This is a genomic window from Povalibacter sp. (assembly GCF_036735925.1).
GTDB lineage: Bacteria > Pseudomonadota > Gammaproteobacteria > Steroidobacterales > Steroidobacteraceae > Steroidobacter.
Window position 1 is genome coordinate 22,157 of sequence record NZ_DAINNK010000015.1, and the last position, 22,603, is coordinate 44,759.

Annotated in this window: 15 protein-coding genes; 11 read left to right on the top strand and 4 right to left on the bottom strand. The window is 65.6% G+C overall.

Features of this window, described 5'->3' with window-relative positions; genetic code table 11:
- Positions 1 to 45 precede the first annotated feature (45 nt).
- The gene (locus tag V7D81_RS06975) at positions 46 to 2,280 is read right to left on the bottom strand and encodes a hypothetical protein (protein ID WP_324315422.1); all 2,235 of its coding nucleotides are present in this window, start codon (positions 2,278 to 2,280) and stop codon (positions 46 to 48) included.
- A 112-nt stretch (positions 2,281 to 2,392) separates the two neighbouring features.
- On the opposite strand from V7D81_RS06975, the gene V7D81_RS06980 reads away from it, so the two are divergent.
- The 3 genes from V7D81_RS06980 (at position 2,393) to V7D81_RS06990 (ending at position 6,827) form a co-directional block, all read left to right on the top strand.
- The gene (locus tag V7D81_RS06980; RefSeq protein WP_324315423.1) at positions 2,393 to 4,978 is read left to right on the top strand and encodes a glycoside hydrolase family 3 protein; all 2,586 of its coding nucleotides are present in this window, start codon (positions 2,393 to 2,395) and stop codon (positions 4,976 to 4,978) included.
- Between the two features lie 176 nt (positions 4,979 to 5,154).
- Positions 5,155 to 6,009 (top strand): DUF6279 family lipoprotein, encoded by an 855-nt coding sequence (locus tag V7D81_RS06985; protein ID WP_324315424.1) that lies wholly within the window; start codon positions 5,155 to 5,157, stop codon positions 6,007 to 6,009.
- Positions 6,006 to 6,827: a class I SAM-dependent methyltransferase gene (locus tag V7D81_RS06990; protein ID WP_324315425.1), complete on the top strand. Its 822-nt coding sequence runs from the start codon at positions 6,006 to 6,008 to the stop codon at positions 6,825 to 6,827. Before V7D81_RS06985 ends, V7D81_RS06990 begins: the two co-directional genes overlap by 4 nt.
- Positions 6,828 to 6,905: 78 nt before the next feature.
- On the opposite strand, the gene fusA is transcribed toward V7D81_RS06990, so the two are convergent.
- The gene (gene fusA, locus V7D81_RS06995; RefSeq protein WP_324315426.1) at positions 6,906 to 8,951 is read right to left on the bottom strand and encodes an elongation factor G; all 2,046 of its coding nucleotides are present in this window, start codon (positions 8,949 to 8,951) and stop codon (positions 6,906 to 6,908) included.
- Between the two features lie 231 nt (positions 8,952 to 9,182).
- Between fusA and V7D81_RS07000 the strand changes: the two genes are divergently transcribed.
- Genes V7D81_RS07000 through V7D81_RS07010 form a run of 3 tightly spaced genes read left to right on the top strand, consistent with a single transcriptional unit; the run spans position 9,183 to position 12,639 of the window.
- A complete protein-coding gene (locus V7D81_RS07000; RefSeq protein WP_324315427.1) occupies positions 9,183 to 10,565 on the top strand; it encodes a response regulator in 1,383 nt (460 codons plus the stop codon).
- Positions 10,562 to 11,614, top strand: a complete 1,053-nt coding sequence (locus V7D81_RS07005) for a saccharopine dehydrogenase family protein (protein WP_324315428.1) — start codon at positions 10,562 to 10,564, stop codon at positions 11,612 to 11,614. The genes V7D81_RS07000 and V7D81_RS07005 overlap by 4 nt, the downstream gene beginning before the upstream one ends.
- A complete protein-coding gene (locus tag V7D81_RS07010) occupies positions 11,611 to 12,639 on the top strand; it encodes a YheT family hydrolase (RefSeq protein ID WP_324315429.1) in 1,029 nt (342 codons plus the stop codon). The genes V7D81_RS07005 and V7D81_RS07010 overlap by 4 nt, the downstream gene beginning before the upstream one ends.
- 225 nt (positions 12,640 to 12,864) lie before the next feature.
- On the opposite strand, the gene V7D81_RS07015 is transcribed toward V7D81_RS07010, so the two are convergent.
- Positions 12,865 to 13,620 (bottom strand): glycerophosphodiester phosphodiesterase family protein, encoded by a 756-nt coding sequence (locus V7D81_RS07015; RefSeq protein ID WP_324315430.1) that lies wholly within the window; start codon positions 13,618 to 13,620, stop codon positions 12,865 to 12,867.
- Positions 13,621 to 13,813: 193 nt separating this feature from the next.
- On the opposite strand from V7D81_RS07015, the gene V7D81_RS07020 reads away from it, so the two are divergent.
- On the top strand, positions 13,814 to 16,291 hold the full coding sequence (locus V7D81_RS07020; RefSeq protein ID WP_324315431.1) for a PQQ-dependent sugar dehydrogenase: 2,478 nt from the start codon (positions 13,814 to 13,816) through the stop codon (positions 16,289 to 16,291).
- Positions 16,292 to 16,437: 146 nt separating this feature from the next.
- Here the strand turns inward: V7D81_RS07020 and V7D81_RS07025 are convergent, their stop codons facing one another.
- A complete protein-coding gene (locus tag V7D81_RS07025; protein WP_324315432.1) occupies positions 16,438 to 16,833 on the bottom strand; it encodes a bactofilin family protein in 396 nt (131 codons plus the stop codon).
- Positions 16,834 to 17,182: 349 nt separating this feature from the next.
- On the opposite strand from V7D81_RS07025, the gene V7D81_RS07030 reads away from it, so the two are divergent.
- The 4 genes from V7D81_RS07030 to V7D81_RS07045 all read left to right on the top strand — a co-directional run bounded on the left by V7D81_RS07030 (position 17,183) and on the right by V7D81_RS07045 (position 22,574).
- Complete coding sequence (locus V7D81_RS07030; RefSeq protein WP_324315433.1) at positions 17,183 to 18,517, top strand: M16 family metallopeptidase; 1,335 nt, start codon at positions 17,183 to 17,185, stop codon at positions 18,515 to 18,517.
- Positions 18,514 to 19,920 (top strand): M16 family metallopeptidase, encoded by a 1,407-nt coding sequence (locus tag V7D81_RS07035; protein WP_324315434.1) that lies wholly within the window; start codon positions 18,514 to 18,516, stop codon positions 19,918 to 19,920. The genes V7D81_RS07030 and V7D81_RS07035 overlap by 4 nt, the downstream gene beginning before the upstream one ends.
- A gap of 317 nt (positions 19,921 to 20,237) precedes the next feature.
- Positions 20,238 to 21,233: a hypothetical protein gene (locus tag V7D81_RS07040; RefSeq protein WP_324315435.1), complete on the top strand. Its 996-nt coding sequence runs from the start codon at positions 20,238 to 20,240 to the stop codon at positions 21,231 to 21,233.
- Positions 21,234 to 21,320: 87 nt separating this feature from the next.
- Complete coding sequence (locus tag V7D81_RS07045) at positions 21,321 to 22,574, top strand: MgtC/SapB family protein (protein ID WP_324315436.1); 1,254 nt, start codon at positions 21,321 to 21,323, stop codon at positions 22,572 to 22,574.
- Positions 22,575 to 22,603 lie beyond the last annotated feature (29 nt).

The following is a 22,603-nucleotide window of genomic DNA, read 5'->3' on the forward strand; positions in this document are numbered from 1 at the left end:
CTCGCAGGGTTCTCTTCGGGACCTGCGCGATCATAAATGAATCCGCTAGTTCACGACCGGCCCTTCGGACTGCGTGACCGCAATCAGCTGCTGCACCAGCCGCGGCCAGTCGACCCGGCGGTTGTTGGCGATGACGTCGATGCGCGGCACGCCCTTGCCCTTGACCAGGTAGTAGCCCCCGTTGGGCGCTGGCGCCACGCCGTCCATCTGGCACACATCGTTCGCCAGGCGACAGGAAATCCCGAGGCGGTCGTAGTTGAAATCCTCGAAGAAGCGCAGGAATCCGCTCGACAGCGCGGCAGTCACGCCGGCTCCGCCGCCGCCGATGCTGCCGATGTTCTGCACGGCGCGCTGACTGATGCGATGCCGGGATCGATCGCGCGGTGGCGTGTAGAGATGGGCATCGAAGGCGACGGGCTGCCAGTTGAAAAGTTCGAGCCCCTTGATGTCGCCCGACAGGCGGCCGGTGATCTGGCCGAAGGAGAACGCGCTGGTGACCAGCGAAAGATCCAGGTTCTCCAGTGCGATGTTCGAATAGAACCGCGGCCAGTCGCTGAAGGGCTGTTCGAGCCGCAGATCGCTGATCTTCACCGTGCCGTCGAACACCTGCGCCTGCAGTGTCGTGCCGAGCGTCGCCATCTTCTGGCGAACGCGCAGCTTGGAGATCTTTCCGGAAATCCGCCCGCCGAATTCGGGCCAGCCGAACGCAGTGCAGAGCTGACTCACGCTGATCGGTTGAATGGTGGCGTCGATGATGAAGGCCACGTTCGGCAGTCCGGCATTGCGCACGCGAAAACTTTCGAGTTCCAGCGCGCCATCGAGAATCGGGATGCGCGTCGGCTCGAGCAGGCGCAGCTGTCGCGCTTCCGTCCGGAATTTCAGCTCGCTGGGCCCCAGATCGAGATTGAGCAGCGTGCCGCCCGACCAGCGCAGTTGCGAGGTCGCGGCGATCGTTGGTGCGTCGGCGACATCGTCGTCGTCACTGTCGGTACTGACGGACTTCACATCGAGCCAGTGCAGTTCGCCGCCCAGCTCGCGCAGCACGACATTGCGCTGGCCGTCGTCCAGCGTCACGTCCTCGAACCGCAGGTCGACTTTCTGCGGCACTCCGTCGGCAATCTCGATGTCGCCCGAAATCGATCCGGACGTCGTCAGCGATTTGAAGCCGGTATCCAGCAGCAGCGGCTGGAAATAGGCCTCGTAGGCGCCAGGGAACTGCAGGCGGGAAAGCTGCAGATGCAGCGCCTGCACAGGCTGCTCGGCGTCGAAATGCAGACGGGCGCTGCCTGCGCCCTGCGCGACGCCGCGATGATCGAGAGAGAACTGTTCGATCTCGAATGCGCCATCGCTGCGCCAGAGGCCACGCGCGGCAGCGCGGATCGGATGCGCACCGAGATCCAGAAAGATCGGTTGCGCATACGCCTGACCCGTATCCGAACTCACTTCCGCAGTGAATCGCCAGTCGTCGCGTGCGCGTGTCAGCGTTCCCTGCAGGTTCACGGAGAAATTCTCGGCGGCGAGGCTGCCCTCCTCGTTGCTGGCGGTGACATCGCTGAGCGACGCCGTCACGCTCGCCTGCTCGAGTGCCTCTTCTGATCCAGACGCAGCGACCTCGCCGCTCAGTCGACCGCTGCCCGCGAGCTGCGGCAGTGCAATGCCCCACTGGCTCGCGAGCGAAATCAGCGGTTCGACATCGACCTGATCGAATTGCGCCCGCGCCTGCCAGCCTGATTGCCGCAGCGCTCCGCGCACGGCGACCGTGCCGGCACCGACTTTCAATCCAACGACGTTCAGGTCGAGATCGCCGCTGGTTCGCGCGTAGGACACCCGCCCGGTCAACGTCTGCGTGCCGAGCACGCCCAGCGTTCCCGTAATCCTTGCGTGCTCGCATTCGATCGAATCAGTCGCGATGGCGACGACCGGGCACTGAATGCGCACGTTCGTGAAAGTCTGCCGCGGGGATTGCAGCGACAGGCGCGACACCGTGGCCGAAGCCCCGACGCCGCCTGCAGGCAGATCGAGCTGGATGGCGACGCCTTCGGCATGCCAGCCGGCGCCTTCGATGCGTTCCACGTCGACAGTCGCATTCTCGATGGCGTCGACGAGCGTAAACGCACCCAGCGCGACGACGGCGCTCAGCGCGACGGCCGGTCGAATCCGCATCGAGCGGCGATCGCGACGTAGATGACCCATCCAAAGGATGATGACGGGCGCACGCAACATCGCCAAGTCACGAAATTTCTGCGTCAGACGCACGGCAATCGCGTCGAACCAACGCATAGGCGTTTCCATCGACGCACGGGACCGAAAAATCCAAATTGACAACGCTGTCAACACCATGGGATTCTGATGCCGCGTATCAGAAAACAGCAGTCAGGATGGGGGATCGACGATGGTGGATTTGTGGCTTCGCCGTGCGCGCCGCAACACGCTGCTCGGAGCATCGATGGTCGTGACCTGCGCACTCGCGGGTTGTGAGCGCGTCCACGACGCAGCGTCGGAACCCGCCGCACCGCCGCCTGCCATGTCGCGCGTTCATCCCGATCTGTGGCCGCAACTCGCGCCGCCCGTGAAGGACGATGCCGCGCTGACGGCGCGACTCGAAAACCTGCTGCAATCGCTGTCGGTCGAAGAAAAAGTCGGTCAGGTCGTGCAGGCCGATGTCGGCAGCGTCACAGCGGACGACGTGCGCAAATATCGCCTGGGCTCGGTGCTGAACGGCGGCAACTCCGGACCGTACGGCAACGATCTCGCCCCGCCCAGCGAATGGCTGAAGGCCGCCGACGAGTTCTATCTCGCTTCGATGGACACCCGCGACGGCGGCCATGCCATTCCCATCGTGTGGGGTTCGGACGCGATCCACGGCAACAACAACATCGTCGGCGCGACGATCTTTCCGCACAACATCGGGCTCGGCGCCGCACGCAATCCCGAACTGATCCGCCGCATCGGCGAGGTGACCGCCGCCGAGACGCGCGTCTCGGGCCAGGAATGGACGTTCGCACCGACGCTCGCCGTCGTGCAGGACGTACGCTGGGGACGCTCTTACGAGTCGTACTCCGAGCGGCCGGAAATCGTGCACGAGTACGCGCGCGCGATGGTGCTGGGGCTCCAGGGCGAGCCCGGCTCGGCTGACTTTCTCAAAGGCCGTCACGTCATCACCACCGCGAAACACTGGATCGGCGACGGCGGAACGTTCGAAGGCCGCGACCAGGGCGACAACCGCGCGAGCGAAGAAGATCTCCGCGACATCCATGCGGCGGGCTACACGGCGGCGATCGACGCGGGCGCGCAATCCGTCATGGCCTCGTTCTCGCTCTGGCAGGGCAGCAAGCTTCACGGCCACAAGGGCCTGCTGACCGACGTGCTCAAGGGCCGCTTCGGCTTCGACGGCATCCTGGTCGGCGACTGGAATGCCCATGGACAGGTCGACGGCTGCAGCAACACGAGTTGCGCGGCTTCGATCAATGCGGGTCTCGACATGTTCATGGCACCCGACAGCTGGCGCGGGCTGTACGACAGCACGCTCGCGCAGGCGCGTTCCGGCGAAATCCCGATGGCGCGGCTCGACGATGCCGTGCGACGCATCCTGCGCGTGAAACTGCGCGCCGGATTGTTCGAAGCCGGCAAGCCGTCGTCGCGTCCGCTCGCCGGCGAATTCAAGCTGCTGGGCGCACCGGAACATCGCGCCGTCGCGCGACAGGCGGTGCGCGAATCGCTGGTGCTGCTCAAGAATTCGCAGCACGTACTGCCGCTGAAGCCGTCGCTGAATGTGCTGGTCGCCGGCGACGGCGCCGACAACATCCCGAAACAGAGCGGCGGCTGGTCGCTCACCTGGCAGGGCACCGGCATCACGAATGCCAACTTCCCGAACGGCGAGTCCATCTACTCCGGCATTCGCCAAGCCGTGACCGCAGGCGGCGGCAGGATCGCGCTGAGCCCGAACGGCGACTACAGGAACAAGCCCGATGTCGCGATCGTCGTCTTCGGCGAAGAGCCTTACGCGGAATTCCAGGGCGACGTCGATACGCTCGAATACAAGCCCGGCAACACGACGGATCTGGCGCTGCTGAAAAAATTCCGCGACGCGCAGATTCCCGTCGTCGCGGTATTTCTTTCGGGTCGTCCGATGTGGGTCAACCCGCTGCTGAACGCGTCCGATGCCTTCGTGGCCGCCTGGCTGCCCGGCACCGAAGGCGGCGGTGTCGCCGACGTGCTCTTCGCCAAACGCGATGGCTCAGTCGCTCACGACTTCAAGGGCAAGCTGTCGTTCTCCTGGCCGCTGACACCCGATCAGGTCACGGCGACGCGCGGCGATGCGGCACCGCTGTTCGCTTTCGGCTTCGGCCTCACCTACGCATCCGATGGCGAACTGGCGGCGCTCTCCGAGGTCGTGCCCCCTCGTTCCAGCCACAGCGCTTCGACGCGCGAATATTTTCAGGCCGGCCGTACCAGCCCCGGCTGGAACGTCGCTGTGGCGGAAGGCGACGCTGCCCACAGCACGCTCGCGACCGCGACGGGAAGCACGACGAACGGCGTGCTGAAAGTCAGCGCCATCGATCGCGCCGCACAGGAAGATGCGCGCCTGCTCGCCTGGTCCGGCCAGGGTCCGGCGACGTTCCTGATCGAACGCAGCGATCCCATCGACCTGCAGCGCGAAGCCAATGGCCAGCTCTCGCTCGTCTTCGACTATCGCGTCGACGCTGCGCCCTCGGCCGACGTCACGCTCGGCGTGGAATGTCGCGGCAGCGGCGCGGCGCGCTGCGCCGGCAGCATGCCGTTCGCCGAGCGATTGCGTTCGGCGCCGCGCGGCGAGTGGCGTCAGGCACGCGTACTGCTGAGCTGTTTCCAGCAGAGCGGCGCCGACATGCGCGCCATCACGGCACCGCTGACGCTGTCGACGGCCGGGACGCTCCAGCTCGGCATTGCCAACGTCAGACTGGATACCGGACTGCAGGACGCGGTGATCTGTCCATGAAGATGACAGCGATGGCCATTTCAGGCCTGGCGACTCCGTAGCAACGCGGGCGATTCGGCAGCCTGTCCCTGCCCTCCCCCCAGTCGGCGCGAGTCGCCCGCGTTCTTCCTTTTTTCCAGATCGTCCGTGCTCGTTACGGCTTGCAGCCGCGCTTGCCGCGGCGTGACAGTACGCGGATGCGCAAGACACTCCCGCTGAAGAGTTTCGTTCTGTGCGTCCTCCTGTTGCTGACGACGGCGTGCAGCAGCAGCTTCGTCTACAACCGGCTCGACACGCTGGCCGGCTGGTATCTGGGCTCGCTGGTCTCGCTTGATGCCGATCAGCGCCAGCAATTGCAGCAGTGGCTGACCCGGACGCTCGACTGGCATCGCCAATCCGAACTGCAACGCTACGCCGGATTCCTGCGCGAGCTGTCGCAGCAGGTGCTGCAGCCGGGCACGCCGGCGAGTTACGAACAGACCCAGAAGCAGTTCGAGCGTTTCTGGGCCGACTTCGTCGCCAAGACCGCGCCGGACGCGGCGGCGCTGCTGCAGCGGCTGTCGCCGCAACAGGTCGACGAACTGATCGGCAACATGGACGAGAAGGCACGCGAACGCGCCGGCAAGGAAGCCGGCGACCTGGACGAATGGCGCCGCGACCAGGTCAAGGGGCTCACCCGCTTCCTGAAACGCTGGAGCGGCAGCGTCTCGGACGAGCAGAAGGCGCTCATCGCGGCCACCGCGGCGCAGCTCGAACCGTCGCAGCACGAATGGCTGGCCAGTCAGGCCGCCTGGCAGCGCGATCTGGAAACCATCCTGCGGACCGACGCCGTCTCCGGCGAGAAAACCGCGCGCATCGAACAGCTCCTCACCCACGCCGACAACCGGTGGACGCAGGAATACGTCGACAAGTCGCAACGCAATCGCCAGCGCTACCTGGACCTCATAACCTCGCTCGATGCCACGCTCAGTTCCCGGCAGCGCCAGCACATGCGCTCGAAACTGCTGGAACTGGCCGCGCAACTCGACACCATCGCCCGGGGGAAATCATGAACGCACCACGTCCATTCATTGCGGCTCTGCTCACCGTCTGGATCGCTGCCTGCGGCCGCCAGGAACCGGCTGCGACTCCACCTGCGGAAGCGCCGGCCACCAGCGCAGCATCGGCTGCAGCGTCAGGCACGGACATCCGGGCATTGCTGACGAAGCCCGGCCGCTTCGCCAGCGACGCCGCCGAAGACGCGTGGCGCAGATCGCCCGAGGTGCTGGCGTTCCTGCAAGTGCAGCCCGGCATGCACGTGCTCGACTATCTGGCGGGCGGCGGCTACTACAGCGAACTGCTGTCCGGTGTCGTCGGCCCCGAGGGCCGCGTGTACGCCTACAACAATCCCGAATACGCGAAGTACTCGGGCGACGTACCTGCCAAACGCTACGCAGATCAGCGGCTGTCCAACGTCACGCAACTCGACGGCGCTCCTGAAGCGTTGACGCTCGATCCCGCATCGCTCGACGCCGCGCTGTTCGTACAGAGCTATCACGATCTCTACTGGCATCCGAAAGACGGCTCGTGGACACCGACCGATCCGGCGCAGTCGCTGGCACGCGTCGTCGCGGCGCTGAGGCCGGGCGCGGTCGTCGTCGTGATGGATCACGTGGCGACGGCGGGCAGCGATCCCGCCGCTTCCGTCGATGCCTTGCACCGCATCGATCCGGCCGTGGTGAAACGTGACTTCGAAGCGGCGGGGCTGGTGTTCGACGCCGAGAATCCGCTGTTCCAGAACCCTGCGGACGATCACACCAAGGCGGTGTTCGACGAATCGATCCGTCACAGGACGGATCAGTTCATGTATCGGTTCAGGAAGCCGTCCTGAGGAAGGTTTTTCTTGCTGTGGGGCCGGCTTCAGCCGGCCTGAAGAAGTCAGGCTGAAGCCTGACCTACAGCAGGACCCCTATTCTTCTTCCACCGACTTGTACGCCCGCGTCAGATCCTGCTGCTTGCGCGCGGGTACCGGGTCGTAGTGGCTCAGGTCCATGGTGAAGCTGCCTTCGCCGCCGGTGAGTGACTTGAGCCGGGACTGGTAGTCGTTGATCTCGGCCAGCGGCACCAGCGCGCTGATGCGCGTGCGCTGGCCGCCGAGCGCACTGTTGCCGCTGATGCGGCCACGGCGGGTGGCGAGATCGGCGGTGATGTCGCCGGTCGAATGGCTCGGCGTGGTGATTTCGACGCGCACGACCGGCTCCAGCACGATCGGACTGGCTTCGCGGAACGCATTCTGGAACGCGCGCCGGCCAGCCGCGACGAAGGCGACCTCCTTGGAATCGACGGAGTGATGCTTGCCGTCGTAGACGATCACGCGCAGATCCTGCAGCGGAAAGCCGGCGATCGCGCCTTCGGCCAGAACCTGGCGCACGCCCTTTTCGATCGCGGGAATGTATTGCGACGGAATCGCGCCGCCGACCACGTCATCGACGAACTCGAATCCCTGGCCGCGATCCAGCGGCTCGACCCGCAGATGCACCTCGCCGAACTGCCCGGCGCCGCCGGTCTGTTTCTTGTGACGATGATGACCGTCGGCGGGACGCGTGATGGTCTCGCGATAGGGAATGCTCGGCACATGCGTCTTGCACTGGACGCCGTAGCGATCCTTCATGCGCTCGAGCATGACGCGCAGGTGCAGATCGCCCATGCCGTACAGCACGGTCTCGTTCAGGCTGGCGTGATGTTCGACGCGCACGCACGGATCTTCCGCGACCAGCCGATGCAGCGCGTCCGACAGCTTCTGTTCTTCGCCGCGCCGTTCCGGTTCGATCGCGACGCCGGCCATGGCGGGCGGAAAGGCGATCGACTTCAGATGGAAGTTGTCTTCGTCATGCGAATCGTGCAGCACGGCGTCGAAGTGCAGTTCCTCGATCTTCGACACCGCACCGATGTCGCCGGGAACGAGCTGCGGCACTTCGACATGATCCTTGCCCTGCAGCCGGTACAGATGCGCCACCTTGAACGGCTTGCGCGAATCGCCGATGTAGAGCTGCGAACCGTTGCGCACCGTGCCCTGATGCACGCGAAACACGCCCATGCGCCCGACGAAGGGATCGATGCTGATCTTGAACACGTGTGCGATCACGTGTTTCGACGCATCGGGGGTGACCTTGACCCGTTCCGCCGCATCGCCCTCGCCCTTGAGGAACGGCGGCGGATTGCCTTCGAACGGATTCGGCATCAGGCGCGCGATCACTTCCAGCAGCTGCGGAATGCCGGCGCCCGTTTCCGCCGAGACGAAGCAGACCGGGATGAGATGGCCTTCGCGCAGCGCGCGTTCGAAAGGGTCGTGGAGCTGCTCCGGCGTGAGTTCCTCGCCCTGCTCCAGATACAGCGCCATCAGTTGCTCGTCGACTTCGACCACCTGATCGATGATCTCCGTATGCGCCGTCGCCACGGACGAGAAATCCGGTGTCGCCTCGCCCGGCCTGAAAAAGCAGTCGACGACCTCGCGCCCGTCGTCGCAGGGCAGATTCAGCGGCAGACATTCGCGGCCGAAGGTCTCGCGCAACGCCGCCAGCACGAGTTCGGTGCCGGCATCGCGGCTGTCGATCTTGTTGACGACGATGACCCGGCACAGATCGCGATCGCGTGCGAAGTCCATCATCCGCTGCGTCATCGGCTCGATGCCGTTGACCGCGCTGACGACCACCACCGCGGTTTCGACTGCTTCGAGCACGGTGAGCGCGCGACCGGAAAAATCGGGATAGCCCGGCGTGTCGATGAGATTGACGTGCGTGCCGCCGGTGTCGAAATGCACGAGCGCGGCATCGAGCGAATGGCCGATCTGTTTTTCCTGGGGATCGAAATCGCAGACGAGCGTGCCGCGTTCATGACTGCCGCGGCTGCGGATGGCTCCGGCCTGCAGCAGCAGATGCTCGGCCAGCAGTGTCTTGCCCGCGCCGGCCTGGCCGACGAGGGCAATGTTGCGAATGTCCGCGGTGGAATAAGCCATCGTGCCATCCTCCCGAGAATCGGTCTTCGCGCCGGTCGAGGATACGCTTTGCGGAAGCAGATGGCGGATAGCGGATAGTGACTAGAGGCCTTCCGCCTGTGGGGCCAGCTTCAGCCGGCCTTTTCCGAAGTCAGGCTGAAGCCTGACCTACAAATCTTCCTCACGATTGAGCTTCCTCCCCCTGCCCGCTTACGCTATCCGTCATCCGCTATCCGCCATCCGCTTCTCCAAATGACAACACCCAAGCGCGCCCTGATCGTGGACGACTCGAGGTCGGCCCGCGTCATTCTCAGCCGGATGCTGGAAGCCTACGAACTCAAGGTGGACGCGGCGGAGTCCGCCGAGCAGGCGCTCGAGTACCTGCGCCAGAACCGGCCGGACGTGGTCTTCATGGATCACCTGATGCCCGGCATGGACGGCTTCCAGGCCATCCAGGCGATCAAGAGCAATCCGGACACGGCGACGATCCCGGTCATGATGTACACCTCGCAGGAAGGCGAGCTGTACGTCAGCCAGGCGCGCGCGCTGGGCGCGGTCGGCGTGCTGCCCAAGACCGTCAAGCCGGGCGATGTCTCGCGGGTGCTGTACCAGCTGCATCTGCTGCCGGAGCGCCGCGAAGGCCGGTCGAATCTGTTCGAACCCGCCGAGGAACCGGTCAGCCGGCCGGCGGAACGTACACCGGCTGCACTGCGCACCGGGGCGCAACCCCCGGTGCGAGTCGAGCGCGAACTGCCGACGCAGGCCGGCGACATCGAACTGGCCGTGCGCAATGCCATCGCGCCGGCCATGCGCGAATACAACGCCGAACTGCGCCGCTACATCGCAGCCAGCATGGAAGTGCTGACGCGCAAGATTGCCGCCGAAACGAAACCCGAAGCAGCCGCCGCCGATCTGCCGGCGGCGCTCGAACCCGCCATCGCCGAACGGGCCGAACCGGCGCCGAGCCGCTGGCCGCTGATCGCAACGGCCGCACTCGCGCTGATCCCGACCGTCGTGCTCGGCTTCCTGCATCTGCAGACGCTCGAATCGACCCGTTCGCTCATGCAGTCGAACGCCCACCTCGCTTCGGTGGTGGAAGAACAACAGGCGCAGCTCGCAGCGCTGCAGCAGGCCGCACGTGCGGCAGCGGTCGCACCGGCCGCGACGACGTCAGCGAACGCCAGCAAGCGCGAAGCGGTGCCCTACGGCGAAACGCCGCTCGCCGGCAACCGGCTCGAACGACTGCGCGAGATGGTGGATTCGCTGCGCGCCGGCGGCTTCAAGGGCCGCGTCCACGTCGCCAGCTACGCCGGCGAGTTCTGTCTCACCGGCAACGGCATCGAAGGCTACTCGATCGCCGCCGACGAGCTGCCCGTGAAGCGTTGCGATCTCATCGGCAATCCCTTCGACGACAGCCTCACGGCAGCGCAGCGCCAGTCGCTGGGTTTCGCGAACCTCGTGACCAGCATCCCGCAGCAGACCGGCAATGCCCTGTCGATCGACGTGATGAACGGCGGTCGCACCGCTGCCGTGCCGTATCCCGAAGGCGAAGCGCTGGCGAAGCTCACGGCCGGCGAATGGAATCGCATCGCCGCCCAGAACAATCGCGTGGAGTTCATGGCGGAGGCGGAGTGACCTTCCTGCTCTATGGCGCGAACGGCTACACCGGCGAACTGATCGCACGCGAGGCGGTGCGGCGCGGGATGAAGCCCATCCTGGCGGGACGCTCGAAGGAAAAGATCGGCCGGCTCGCTGCCGAGCTGGACTGTCCGAGCGCCGTGTTCGATCTCGACGATCACACGGCGCTCGTGTCGACGCTGACGAAAGCGGCGGCGGTCCTGCATTGCGCCGGACCGTTCTCGGCGACCGCGCGCTCGATGATGCAGGGCTGCCTCGCCACGCACGTCCACTACTTCGACATCACCGGCGAGATTCCCGTCTTCGAACTGGCGCACAGCGTGCATGAAAAAGCCGTGCGCTCGGGCATCCTGCTGTGCCCCGGCATCGGCTTCGACGTGGTGCCGACGGACTGTCTCGCGATCCGTCTGAAGGAAACGCTGCCCGATGCGACGCATCTCGCCCTCGGCTTCGACAGCCGCTCGGGAATGAGCAAGGGCACCGCGAAAACGTCGCTCGAAGCCAGCACCGAAGGTTCGAAGATCCGGCGCGACGGCCAGATCGTCAGCGTGCCGCTCGGTTCGCAGCAGCGGCGCATCGATTTCGGCAATGGCGAGCGGCTGGCGGTCGGCATTCCGTGGGGCGACGTCAGCACCGCGTTCTACAGCACCGGCATTCCCAACATCGAAGTGTTCACCTCGACCACGCCGCAGGGACTCGCGCAGATGCGGCGCGCCCATCTGCTGCGAGGGTTGCTGCGCTCGCGCCTCGTGCAGAGCGTGGCGAAGTTCGGCATCGACCGTCGCCTGCAACCGCCGACCGAAGCGCAGCGCGTCAGCAATCCGACCTTCGTCTGGGGCGAGGCGCGCAATGCTGCGCACAAGACCGTCACGGCGCGCGTGGTGACTGCGAATGGCTACGCGCTGACGATTGCTTCGTCGCTGGCTATCATCGGCCGCGCGCTGGTGTCGGCTCCGCCGCCCGGCTTCGCCACGCCGGGCATGCTGCTCGGCGCCGATTTCGTCAGCACGTTGCCCGGTTCCTCGCCCATCCGTCTCGACGCATGACCGACAGTCTCACCGTCCCGCTCGCCGCTGCGCCGCCTTCCGATACTGCCGGTTTCAATCCACCCGCCTGGCTCGCGAACGCGCATCTGCAATCCATCCTGCCGAGCCTGCGGCTGCGGCGCCCGTGGCTCATGCGCCGCGCACGCGAACTGCTCGCGTGTTCGCAGGACCAGATTCTCGATTGCGGCGCGGGCGTGCGCCTGCTGGGACACTACTCGAGCCAGGCCAGCGCCGGCCGCGAGCCCGCGCGCGATCTGGTGGTCCTGCTGCACGGCTGGGAAGGCAGCGCCGACTCTTTATATGTGTTGTCGCTCGGCAGTTACCTGTTCGCGCGCGGCTGCGACGTGTTCCGGCTGAACTTCCGCGATCACGGGCCGACGCATCACCTGAACCAGGACATCTTTCATTCGTGCCGGCTGGATGAAGTCGTCGGCGCCGTGCACACCCTCCAGCAGCAGTTCCCCGACCGGCGCATCACGCTCGCGGGCTTCTCGCTTGGCGGCAACTTCGCGCTGCGCGTGGCGGCACGCGCGCCGGCCGCGGGCATTCGCCTGGAACGTGCGATCGGCGTGTGTCCGGTGCTCAGCCCTCACAACACCATGGAAGTGCTGGAGCACGGCTCGTTCATCTATCACCAGTACTTCATCAACAAGTGGAAGAACTCGCTGCGCATCAAGCAGCGGCTGTTTCCCGAGCTGTACGATTTCCGTCCGATCTTCGCGCAGGGCAGCATCCGCACCATGACCGAGGTGATGGTCGAGCGTTACAGCGAATTCGCCAACCTCGACGCCTACCTCACCGGCTACGCCATCGTCGATCACGTGCTGGAACGGCTCGACGTCCCGAGCCACATCCTGTTCGCGCTCGACGATCCGATCATTCCCGCTGCCGACCTGGCACACCTGGCGCGCAATCCCAACCTGCATCTGAATGCCATCCCGCACGGCGGCCACTGCGGCTTCATGGATCGCTTCAGCGCCGAGAGCTGGGCCGATCGGCAGATCGGCTCGCTCATCATCGGGTAGGAGGGAGAGGTTTCACACGGAGATCACGGAGACCACGGAGGTCGGAAAAGAAGTGAAGAGTTTCCACGGGGGAGAAGAAAGGGAACACGGGGAGCACGGGGAAAGAAAATTTCTGTTCCGGGACCCCGTGTTCCCCGTGTCCCCTTTCTTCTCCCCCGTGGAAATTCTTCTCTCTTGATCTCCGGCTCCGTGGCCTCCGTGATCTCCGTGTAAAACCTCTTCCTCTTACCCCCGACGGAACTCGCGCAGCATCTCGCGCACCAGCATGGTCTGGACCAGGCGCGCGCCGCGGGCGCCGAGGCCGAGTGCTTCGCGGCGTGAGTTCACTTCGGTGATGGCCCAGCGCCAGGGGCCGCGCCACAGGCGCGAGGAGTTGTCGGTCAGCAATTCGCGCGCGCAGAAGAGATAGTCGGGCGCCAGTGCCTCGCACTTGAGAGCGGAGACGGTCGAGTACTCCGAAAGAATCCAGCCGACCCGGTACGGGGACACCTGGCGCAGGTGATGCACCGTCGCGAAATCCGCGGACGTGATCACGACCTGGCGCGCCACCGGTTTGAGGATTTCGCAGACGCGACGCACCACGAGTTCGTGGCCGAAGGCCCGCAGGCTGGCGCGCTTGAGCTGCACGAAGGCCGTGGCCGCGGGATGCAGCTGCAGCAGGCCTGCGGCCTGCGCGAGCGTCGGAATGCCGACGTCCGTGAAGCGTTTGCGCAAGCGCTCGTCTTCGTTGACGGCTACTTCCGCGAGTTCGCCCGAATGCATTTCCAGCGCGTGACGGTCGATGCCGGCGGTGCGCAGCAGCGTCGAATCGTGCAGCAGCAGCGGCTGGCGATCCGATGACAGCTGCACGTCGACGGCGATGTGGCGTACGCCGAGATCGAGCGCCGACTTCAAGGCCGGCAGCGTGTTCTCCGGGTATTCCGCGGCATTGCCCCGATGGGCGATCAGATCGGGAAACTGGTGCTGGATAACGGCCGACATCCCTGCCACGACTCGACTGGACCGCGCCCAGTCTATCGTGCGCGGACCCGATCCCCATCCGTATGCGTTCACCGACAGATGGCAGCAGGCGCAGGCTCTGCTATTGAAGTGCTCCAGATCGGCAAGAACGGGCTTTATGGATACAGACCTTCGCTTCCGTCAGCGGCGCACGATCTTCGCGGCGTGCCTGCTCTTGACTGGTCTACAGGGGTGCGGCGGTAGCGGCGGCGGATCGTCGCCCAACCCGCCAACTCCCCCCCCCGCCGCAGATACCGCCGCCCCATCGCCACCGCCGCTGACCGCGACGGCCGCGAGCAGCACGAGCATCGGCCTGAGCTGGACGGCCTCGACCGATACCGGCGGCTCGGGACTCGCGGGCTATCGTCTCTATCGCGATGGCGCGACGACGGCACTCGCTACCGTCAACACCCCGGCCACGACGTACTCCGACACGAACCTCACCGCCAGCACGGCGTACAGCTATGTCGTGCGTGCATTCGACGGGGCGGGCAACGAATCGGCAGCCTCGGCCGCGGCAAGCGCCACGACCCAGGCAGCGCCGGCCACCGGCACGGCCGGGCTCGATGCACGTCCCTCCAATACCAGTTGCGTCGCCTGGGAGAAGCCGGCGGGCGGCTCGATTCAGATCCAGCCGTTCACCAACCTCACGTTCAGTTCGTCGGTCGCCCTGCTGCAGGCGCCGAACGACAACGCCAACTGGTACGTCGTCGAACAGGGCGGCACGATCAAGCGCTTCAGCGGAGCGAGTCCCGCGAGCGCGAGCAACTACGGCAGCGTGACCGTGACATCCACCGGCGAGATGGGATTACTGGGCATGGCGTTCCATCCCGACTTCCCGACCGACTCGCGGGTGTTTCTGTCGTACACGCTGCGCGTCGGCGGCCAGCTGGTGTCGCGTATCTCGTCATTCGCGAACAGCACGGGCACGGCGCTCGGGCCGACCGAGCGGATTCTGCTGACGCTGAACCAGCCCGAGGACAATCACAACGGCGGCGACATCCACTTCGGCCCCGACGGCTATCTGTACATCGGCTTCGGCGATGGCGGCAGCGGCGGCGATCCCAGCCCGAGTCACGGACCGACCGGCAACGGTCAGCGGCTGACGACGATGCTGGGGAAAATGCTGCGCATCGATGTCGGCAACGTCAGCGCCACGACCTACGGCATTCCTGCCGACAATCCGTTCACCGGCGCGGCGACATGCGAGGCGAACCCGCGCAGCTCAGGCACCTGTCCCGAGATCTTTGCACTCGGCTTCCGCAATCCGTGGCGCTGGAGCTTCGACCGCGGCACCGGCGACCTGTGGATGGGCGACGTCGGTCAGGGCGCGTGGGAAGAAGTGAACAAGGTCGCGCGCGGCGGCAACTACGGCTGGCGCTGTCGCGAAGGCGCACACGACTACAGCCCGGGCACCTCCGGCTGCGACACCGCGGCGCTGATCGATCCGGAGACGGAGTACGACCACTCCCTCGGCACGGCGATCACCGGCGGTTACGTCTATCGCGGTCCGCAGGCGACACCACTGAAGGGACGCTATCTGTTCGGCGACTCGGGATCGGGCCGCATCTGGGCGTGGCTGCCGGAGCGGGCGACCGCAGCAGCGCCGCGCCAGCCCACACAGCTTGCCGACACGAACCTGAGCATCGTTTCCTTCGGCGAAGGCAATGACGGCGAACTCTACGTCGTCAATTACAACTCGCTGCACCGGATAATTTTCCAGGCACCGACCGGCGGCGGCATCGTACCGACATCGCTCGCCGCGACCGGCTGCGTGAACGCTGCCGATCCGAAGCAACCGGCCTCGGGACTCATTCCCTACGACATCAACGCGTCCTTCTGGTCGGACGGCGCGACCAAGCAGCGCTGGATCGGCCTGCCCGACGGCCAGAACATCACGGTGCAATCGAGCGGCGACTGGGACTTCCCCAACGGCACGGTGCTGGTGAAGAACTTCACGCTCGGCTCGCAACGGGTCGAGACCCGCCTGTTCATGCGTCACGCCGACGGTGCCTGGGCCGGCTACACCTATGCGTGGAACGATGCGCAGACGGATGCGACGCTGGTGCAGGGCGGTTCGGTGCGAACCGTGAACGGCCAGTCGTGGATCTATCCGAGCGAAGGCCAGTGCGTGCAGTGCCATACGAATGCAGCCGGCGGCTCGCTGGGCCTCGAAACCGCGCAGCTCAACCGCGATCTCACCTATCCGCAGACGGGACGCACGGCGAACGAACTGTTCACGCTGAATCACATCCAGACGTTGACGCCGGCGATTGCCGATCCGGCGACGCAACCGAGGATGCCCGACCCGTCCGACACCTCGGCATCGCTGAACGACCGTGCGCGCGCGTATCTGCACACGAACTGCGCGCAATGCCACCGCAGCGGCGGTCCGACGCCCAGCACGATGGACCTGCGCTACACGACGCCGCTGAACCAGACGAATGCCTGCGAAGCCGCGCCGCAGGCGGGCGATCTCGGCCTCGGCAGCACCGCACGATTGATCGATCCGGGCAGCGCCGCCAGTTCCATCATCGTGAACCGCGCCAACCGCCGCGATGCCAATGCCATGCCGCCGCTAGGCTCGAACCAGGTCGACACTGCGGGCGTCGCGCTGCTCACGCAGTGGATCAATGGGCTGGCGGGGTGCTGAGCGTTCGGAGAAGAGAATGGCCGCAAAAAGGCGCAAAGCACACAAAGTTCAGAAAAAATCTCAGACAAGAATTCTTCTCTTCATACCCTTGCGTTCTTTGCGCCTTTTTGCGGCCATTTCTTGTCTTTATTCCGGCCTTGCTGCGGCTATTCCTTCCGCTTCTCCTCGTAATGCACCACCGGCTGTCCGCTGGTCACGGCCATCTCGCCTTCGATCACCGCACCTTGAGCGATGGCGATGCTGCGCGCGGCGACGGCGCCGCGGATGCGGGCGGTCTTGCGGATCTCCAGTTTCTCGGCGACCGTGATTTCGCCATGCCACTCGCCGGCGATCACGGCGCTTTTCACTTTCAGGCGGCCTTCCCAGCGGCCGCCTTCGGACAGGGTCATGGCGCCGCGGACCGTGCTGTCGCCCAGCACCGTGCCGCCGACGATCAGGTCGCCATCGCAATCGAGATTGCCGGTGATGGTCGTGCCCGCACCGATGAACGTCGGACTGCCCGAGACGCGATCGCTGGAGCGCCGGCGTGGGGTATCGGTCATCGAAATCTCCTTGGGCTACTACGGCAAAAGCAATTATTCACACGTCGACGCGATTTCTGTGCAACAGAAACGTCGCCGCCCGGCGTCAATGGCTGACGAAGCATTCGCACCGCGTCCGAAGCTGACAATCTCCGTCACCCTCAGGCATCCGGTGTTGCGGCGCTAACCCGCTGATTGGCTTGAGACTCGGATGCTGGCATATGCCTTGCACTCCTCGAGTCCGTGCGCAGAACCTCGAGCCATCTCCCGAGGGCAAGCAGGTTCGCATTCCACGCCGCCACGCGTCTTCCCCGCTGGCGGCGTTTTTTTTGGCGCCGTTATGATGGGCCCCTCACCGCTCGAGGTTCCCATGATGCGCCTGTCGCTGATCGTGCCGCTGCTGCTGTCGTTGCTCGCGCCCGTGCATGCGCAGGTCGCAGGCACGGACAGGATCGAATCGGTCACGCTGGCGAACGGCATGACCCTCCTGGTCTGGCCCGATCCCGACATTCCGAACGTGGCGCTGTACAACTGGGTTCGCGTCGGCAGCCGCAACGAAGTGCCCGGCATCACGGGCCTGGCGCATTTCTTCGAACACATGATGTTCAACGGCACCCGCACGCGCGCACCGGGCGAATTCGATCGCGTGCTCGAAGCGGCCGGCGCGAGCAACAACGCCTCCACCTCGAATGACGTCACGATCTACAAGGACTGGTTTCCGCGCAGCGCGCTGGAGCTGGTGTTCGATCTCGAAGCAGACCGGCTGCGCAATCTCGCCTTCGATCCCAAGGTGATCGAAAGCGAACGCGGTGTGGTGTATTCGGAGCGACGGCTGAGCGTCGACGACAGCAGCTTCGGCCGGCTCATGGAACAGGTGCAGGCCACGGCGTTCGTCGCGCATCCCTACACGAATCCGACCATCGGCTGGCCTTCCGACATCGAGGGCTGGACGGTCGACGATCTGAAGACGTTTTTCGCCACGCACTACGCGCCCAACAACTGCACCATGATCCTGGTCGGCGACGTGGAGCCGAAACAGGTCTTTGCGCTCGCGCGCAAGTACTTCGAAGGCATCCCGCGACAGGAACCGCCGCCGCCGATTCGCACGAAGGAACCGGAACAGTCGGGTGAACGCCGCGTGGTCATCGACGCGGAAGCGCAGACACCGCTGCTGCAGTTCGCCTATCACGGCGTGGCGGGCACCGACGCGCGTGTGCCAGCGCTCGAACTGCTGTTGCGAATCCTCACCGACGGCGATGCATCGCGATTGCGCCGGTCGCTGGTCGAGGATCAGAAGATCGCGATCTCGGCCGACAGCTATCTCGATGCCGGATTCGATCCCGGACTCGTCTGGCTGTTCCTGACGCTGCCGTCGCAGGGCGATCTGGCGCAGGCGGAGAAGGCTTTCGATCGGGAGATCGAGCGCATCGTCGCCAACGGCGTGACCGCCGCCGAACTGAATCGCGCCCGCAACCAGGTCATCGCCGATTTCTGGCGCGAACTCGCGACGATCGACGGCAAGGCCGATCTGCTCGGTTCCTTCGCCGTGATGAAGGGCGGCCACCAGAAACTCGCGGACGCGCCGCGCGCGTACGAGCAGGTGACCGCCGAGGACATCAGGAAACTGGCGACCGACTTGCTGCGGCCGACGAATCGCACGGTCGGCGTACTGCGTCCGGCTGCAGAAGAAAAGGAAACGCCATGAGCGCACGACATCGCTGGATCGCGGCATTGATGACCATGGTCGCTGCGACGCTGTCCGCCCAGGCAGCCGACAGCGGCGTGAAAGTCCCGCCCTACGAGCGCGTCGTGCTCGACAACGGCGCCGTGCTGCTGCTGATGGAACGGCACGATGTGCCGCTGATCGCAGTCCGCGCCGCCGTGCGCGGCGGTGCGGCGATCGATCCCGACGATCAGGCGGGCATGTCGAGCGTACTCGCCAATCTGCTGGAGAAAGGCGCCGGCAAGCGCGATGCGACGGAGTTCGCCAGCACGCTCGCGTCGGTCGGTGGCGTCCTGTCGGCCACGGCGCAGACGGAAAGCATCGTCGTCAGCGGCTCGTTCCTGTCGCGCGATCACGCACTGATGACCGAACTGCTCGCCGACGTGCTGCAGCGTCCGCAGCTCACGCAGGCGCAGTTCGATTCGGTGCGCGACCGGCAGATCGAATACCTGCGCGCGGCGAAGGATTCGGAACTCGGCACGCTCAGCGGCCTGTACGGCAGAGCGGCGCTGTTCGCCGGTCATCCCTACGGCAAGCCCGCCGTGGGCAGCGAGAAAGGCCTCGCCGCAGTGACGCATGCGGCGCTCGTGCAGCACTACCGCCAGCAGTTCGGTGCCGACCGGCTGATCGTCTCGGTCGTCGGCGATTTCAAGACGTCGGCCATGAAGCAGTCGCTGAGCCGCGCGTTCAGTGGCTGGCACAAGGCCGGCGCGCCGCTGGCCGCGATCCCCGTGCAGCCGCGGGCTTCCGGCCGTCGCGTGCTGCTGGTCGACGCGCCGGATTCGGTGCAGTCGTATTTCTGGGCCGGCAATGTCGGCGTCGCGCGTTCGTTCGCGGAGCGCGCACCGCTCGACGTCGTCAACACGCTGTTCGGCGGCCGCTTCACCTCCATGCTCAACAGCGAACTGCGCATCCGCACCGGCCTGACCTACGGCGCGAGTTCGCGCTTCGACCGGCCGTCGCAACCCGGTTCGTGGGCGCTGAGTTCGTTCACCCAGACCGCCACGACCCTCGAAGCCATCGACCTCGCCTTCGCCGTGCTCGACCGCCTGCATTCGCAACCGCTCGATGCCGCGCTGCTCGCCTCCGGCAAGGCCTATGTGCAGGGTCAGTTCCCGCTCGCCTACGAGACGGCGGATCAATGGGCCGCGGCGCTCGCCGACCTGGAGTTCTACACGCTCGATCGCAGCTACATCGACGGCTACGCCGCCGCGCTCGGCGCCGTGAGCGATGCGGACGCGCAGAAGATGATCCGCGAACGTTTCCCTGCCAGCGACGACGTGACGCTGGTGGTCATCGGCCAGGCGGCCGCGATCCGCGACGGGTTGCGCAAGTACGGACCGGTGACGGAGATGAAGCTGTCGGACCCGGTGTTCGGACTGTAGGTCAGGCTGTAGGTCAGGCTTCAGCCTGACTCTTACTCGGAGTCAGGCTGAAGCCTGACCTACAAGCCAGCGCCGTCATACGGAATTGTGTGACGCGTGTCACATAGATAAAGAACCGCGACGGCCGGAGAAGCCGTCCGATCATGCGCCGCTGATCGTCAGATCCAGTTTTTCCGCATAAATACAGGGTTTGCGGCGGTTTCTGCCGATGCCGCTGGCAACTTATCCGACATGGACAAACCTTGGCCGGCGGCTAGACTCCTGCGAATCCGCCGCGCACAGGGTTCCTGTTCAACGTGCCGGCGGCCTCTCAATACATGCAGTACCGGCGCAGCGATTTCGATGTCACCAACACCGTGCAGGTGAGTTCGGCGGAAGCCGTTCGCCGCGCGGTCAGTGATCTTTATCGCCAGCAGTGGCCGCACTATCCGTTTGATCGCATCGACACCGCCTTCCGCGATTTCGAGCGACTCTTCAACGGCCAGTTCCCCGGCTACTACGGCTGCGACACCGTCTATCACGACCTGCAGCATTCGCTCGACGGCACGCTCGCCGTGTCGCGACTGATCGTTGCCTACGATCGCGCGCACATCGCCGAGGAACGGCTCGGACCGGAGCGCGCCATCCTCGCGGTGGTGATCGCGCTGTTCCATGACGCCGGCTACATCCGCCAGACCGACGACCAGACGCATCGCAACGGCGCCGAGTTCACGCTGACGCACGTCGGCCGCAGCGCGCAGTTCATCGGCCGCTACCTGCCGACCATCGGCATGGCGCAGTGGGTGCCGGTGGCGACCAAGGTCGTGCACTTCACCGGTTACGAAGTGCAGTTCGACCAGATCCGGCTCGACGATCATCGCGACCGCATCGTCGGCCACATCGTCGGCACCGGCGATCTCATCGCGCAGATGTCGGATCGCTGCTACCTCGAAAAATGTCGCGACCGGCTCTATCCGGAATTCGTGCTCGGCGGCATCGCGATGCCCAGCGATCCGCAGGGCAACCCGGCAGTGAAATACCGCTCGGGCCTCGACGTGCTGCGCCAGACGCCAGGGTTCGTCGAAGAAGTCCGCCGCACGCGGCTCGATGGCGAGTTCGCCGGCCTGTACCGGCACCTGAGCATTCTCTTCAACGGCCGCAATCCGTACATGGAAGCGATCCAGGCGAACCTCGACTATCTGAGCGAGGTACTGCGCACGGGAAGCTGGCCGATGCTGCGACGTGATCCGCCCTGCTTCACCTGGGAAAAGAACCCGGTGCAGAACATCCGCTCGCTGGTGCTCGGGCACATCAAGCAGGCCTGGAAAGGCTGATTCCATCGACCGGATCCCGGTCGATATTCCAATCGCGACGACGACTTCCTATTCTGGCGCTCCGCCACGCCGGACCCTCGTCATCCGATGCTCGCCACCGACCACACGCTCCTCGGACTTGCCGTCGCCGCCGGCGCGGGACTGCTCATCGGCATCGAGCGCGAACGCAGTCATGCCGACAAGCAGGAACGCAGCACCGCCGGCGTACGCACGTTCACGCTGACCTCGCTGGCCGGCGCGCTGAGCCTGCTGGTCGGCGAGGAAATCACGTTCGTCGCCTTCGGACTGGCCGTGGCCGCGCTCGTTACCGTGGGCTACCGGCACACGCGCGATCAGAGCCCGGGCATGACGACGGAGATCGCGCAGGTCAGCACCTTCCTGCTGGGCGGCCTCGCGATGCGCCAGCCGCAGCTCACGGCCGGACTCGCGGTGCTGATCGTGATCGTGCTCGCCGCACGCACGCGGTTGCATCACTGGATCCACAACACGCTCACCAACATCGAGATCCGCGACGGCCTGCTGCTGGCGGCAGCCGCGCTCATCATCCTGCCGCTGACGCCCGACGCGACCATCGATCCCTGGGATGTAGTGAATCCGCGCCAGTTGTGGGCGCTCGCCGTCACGATCATGGCCATCAACGGCCTGGGTTACATCGCGCTGCGCACGCTCGGCGAGAAGGTCGGACTGATGATCGCCGGCTTCTTTGCCGGGTTCGTCTCCAGCACCGCGACGACCGCAACCATGGGCGCGCGGGCGAAGGAGCAGCCGGAATTGCGGCGCGGCGCCGTCGCAGGCGCGGCCGTGTCGTCGGTGGCATCGGTCATCCAGATCGCGATCCTCATCGGGCTGGTGAGCCGGCCATTGCTGCTGCGCATGGCGCTGCCGCTGCTGGCCGCGGGTCTGATGGTCGCTGCCTACGGCGCGCTGTTCGCCTTCCGCAGCGCGCAGGACGCCGGCCATCCCAAGAGCATGTCGGGTCGCCCGTTCAATCCGGTGACGGTGCTGGTCTTCGTGCTGGTGATCGGCACCGCCCTCATCGTCTCGGCATTGCTGACGCGCTGGCTCGGCGGCGGCGGTCTGCTGCTGGCCAGCGCCATCAGCGGCCTGGCCGATGCGCATGCATCGGCGGTGTCCGCCGCCTCGCTCGCGGCGAATGAAAGCGTCACGCTGGACCTGGCGTCGCTCGCGGTGCTGACGGGCTTCTCGGTGAACACGATCAGCAAGTGCGTCGTCGCCTTTTCCGTCGGCGGTCGCAACTTCGGTTTCGAGTTCACGCCCGGCATCCTGCTGAGCGTCGCGGCGGCGTGGCTCACGCTGTTCGCGCAACGGCTGCTGCTCTGACGCGCTGGTCGAGCCGGACCGCAGCGGCT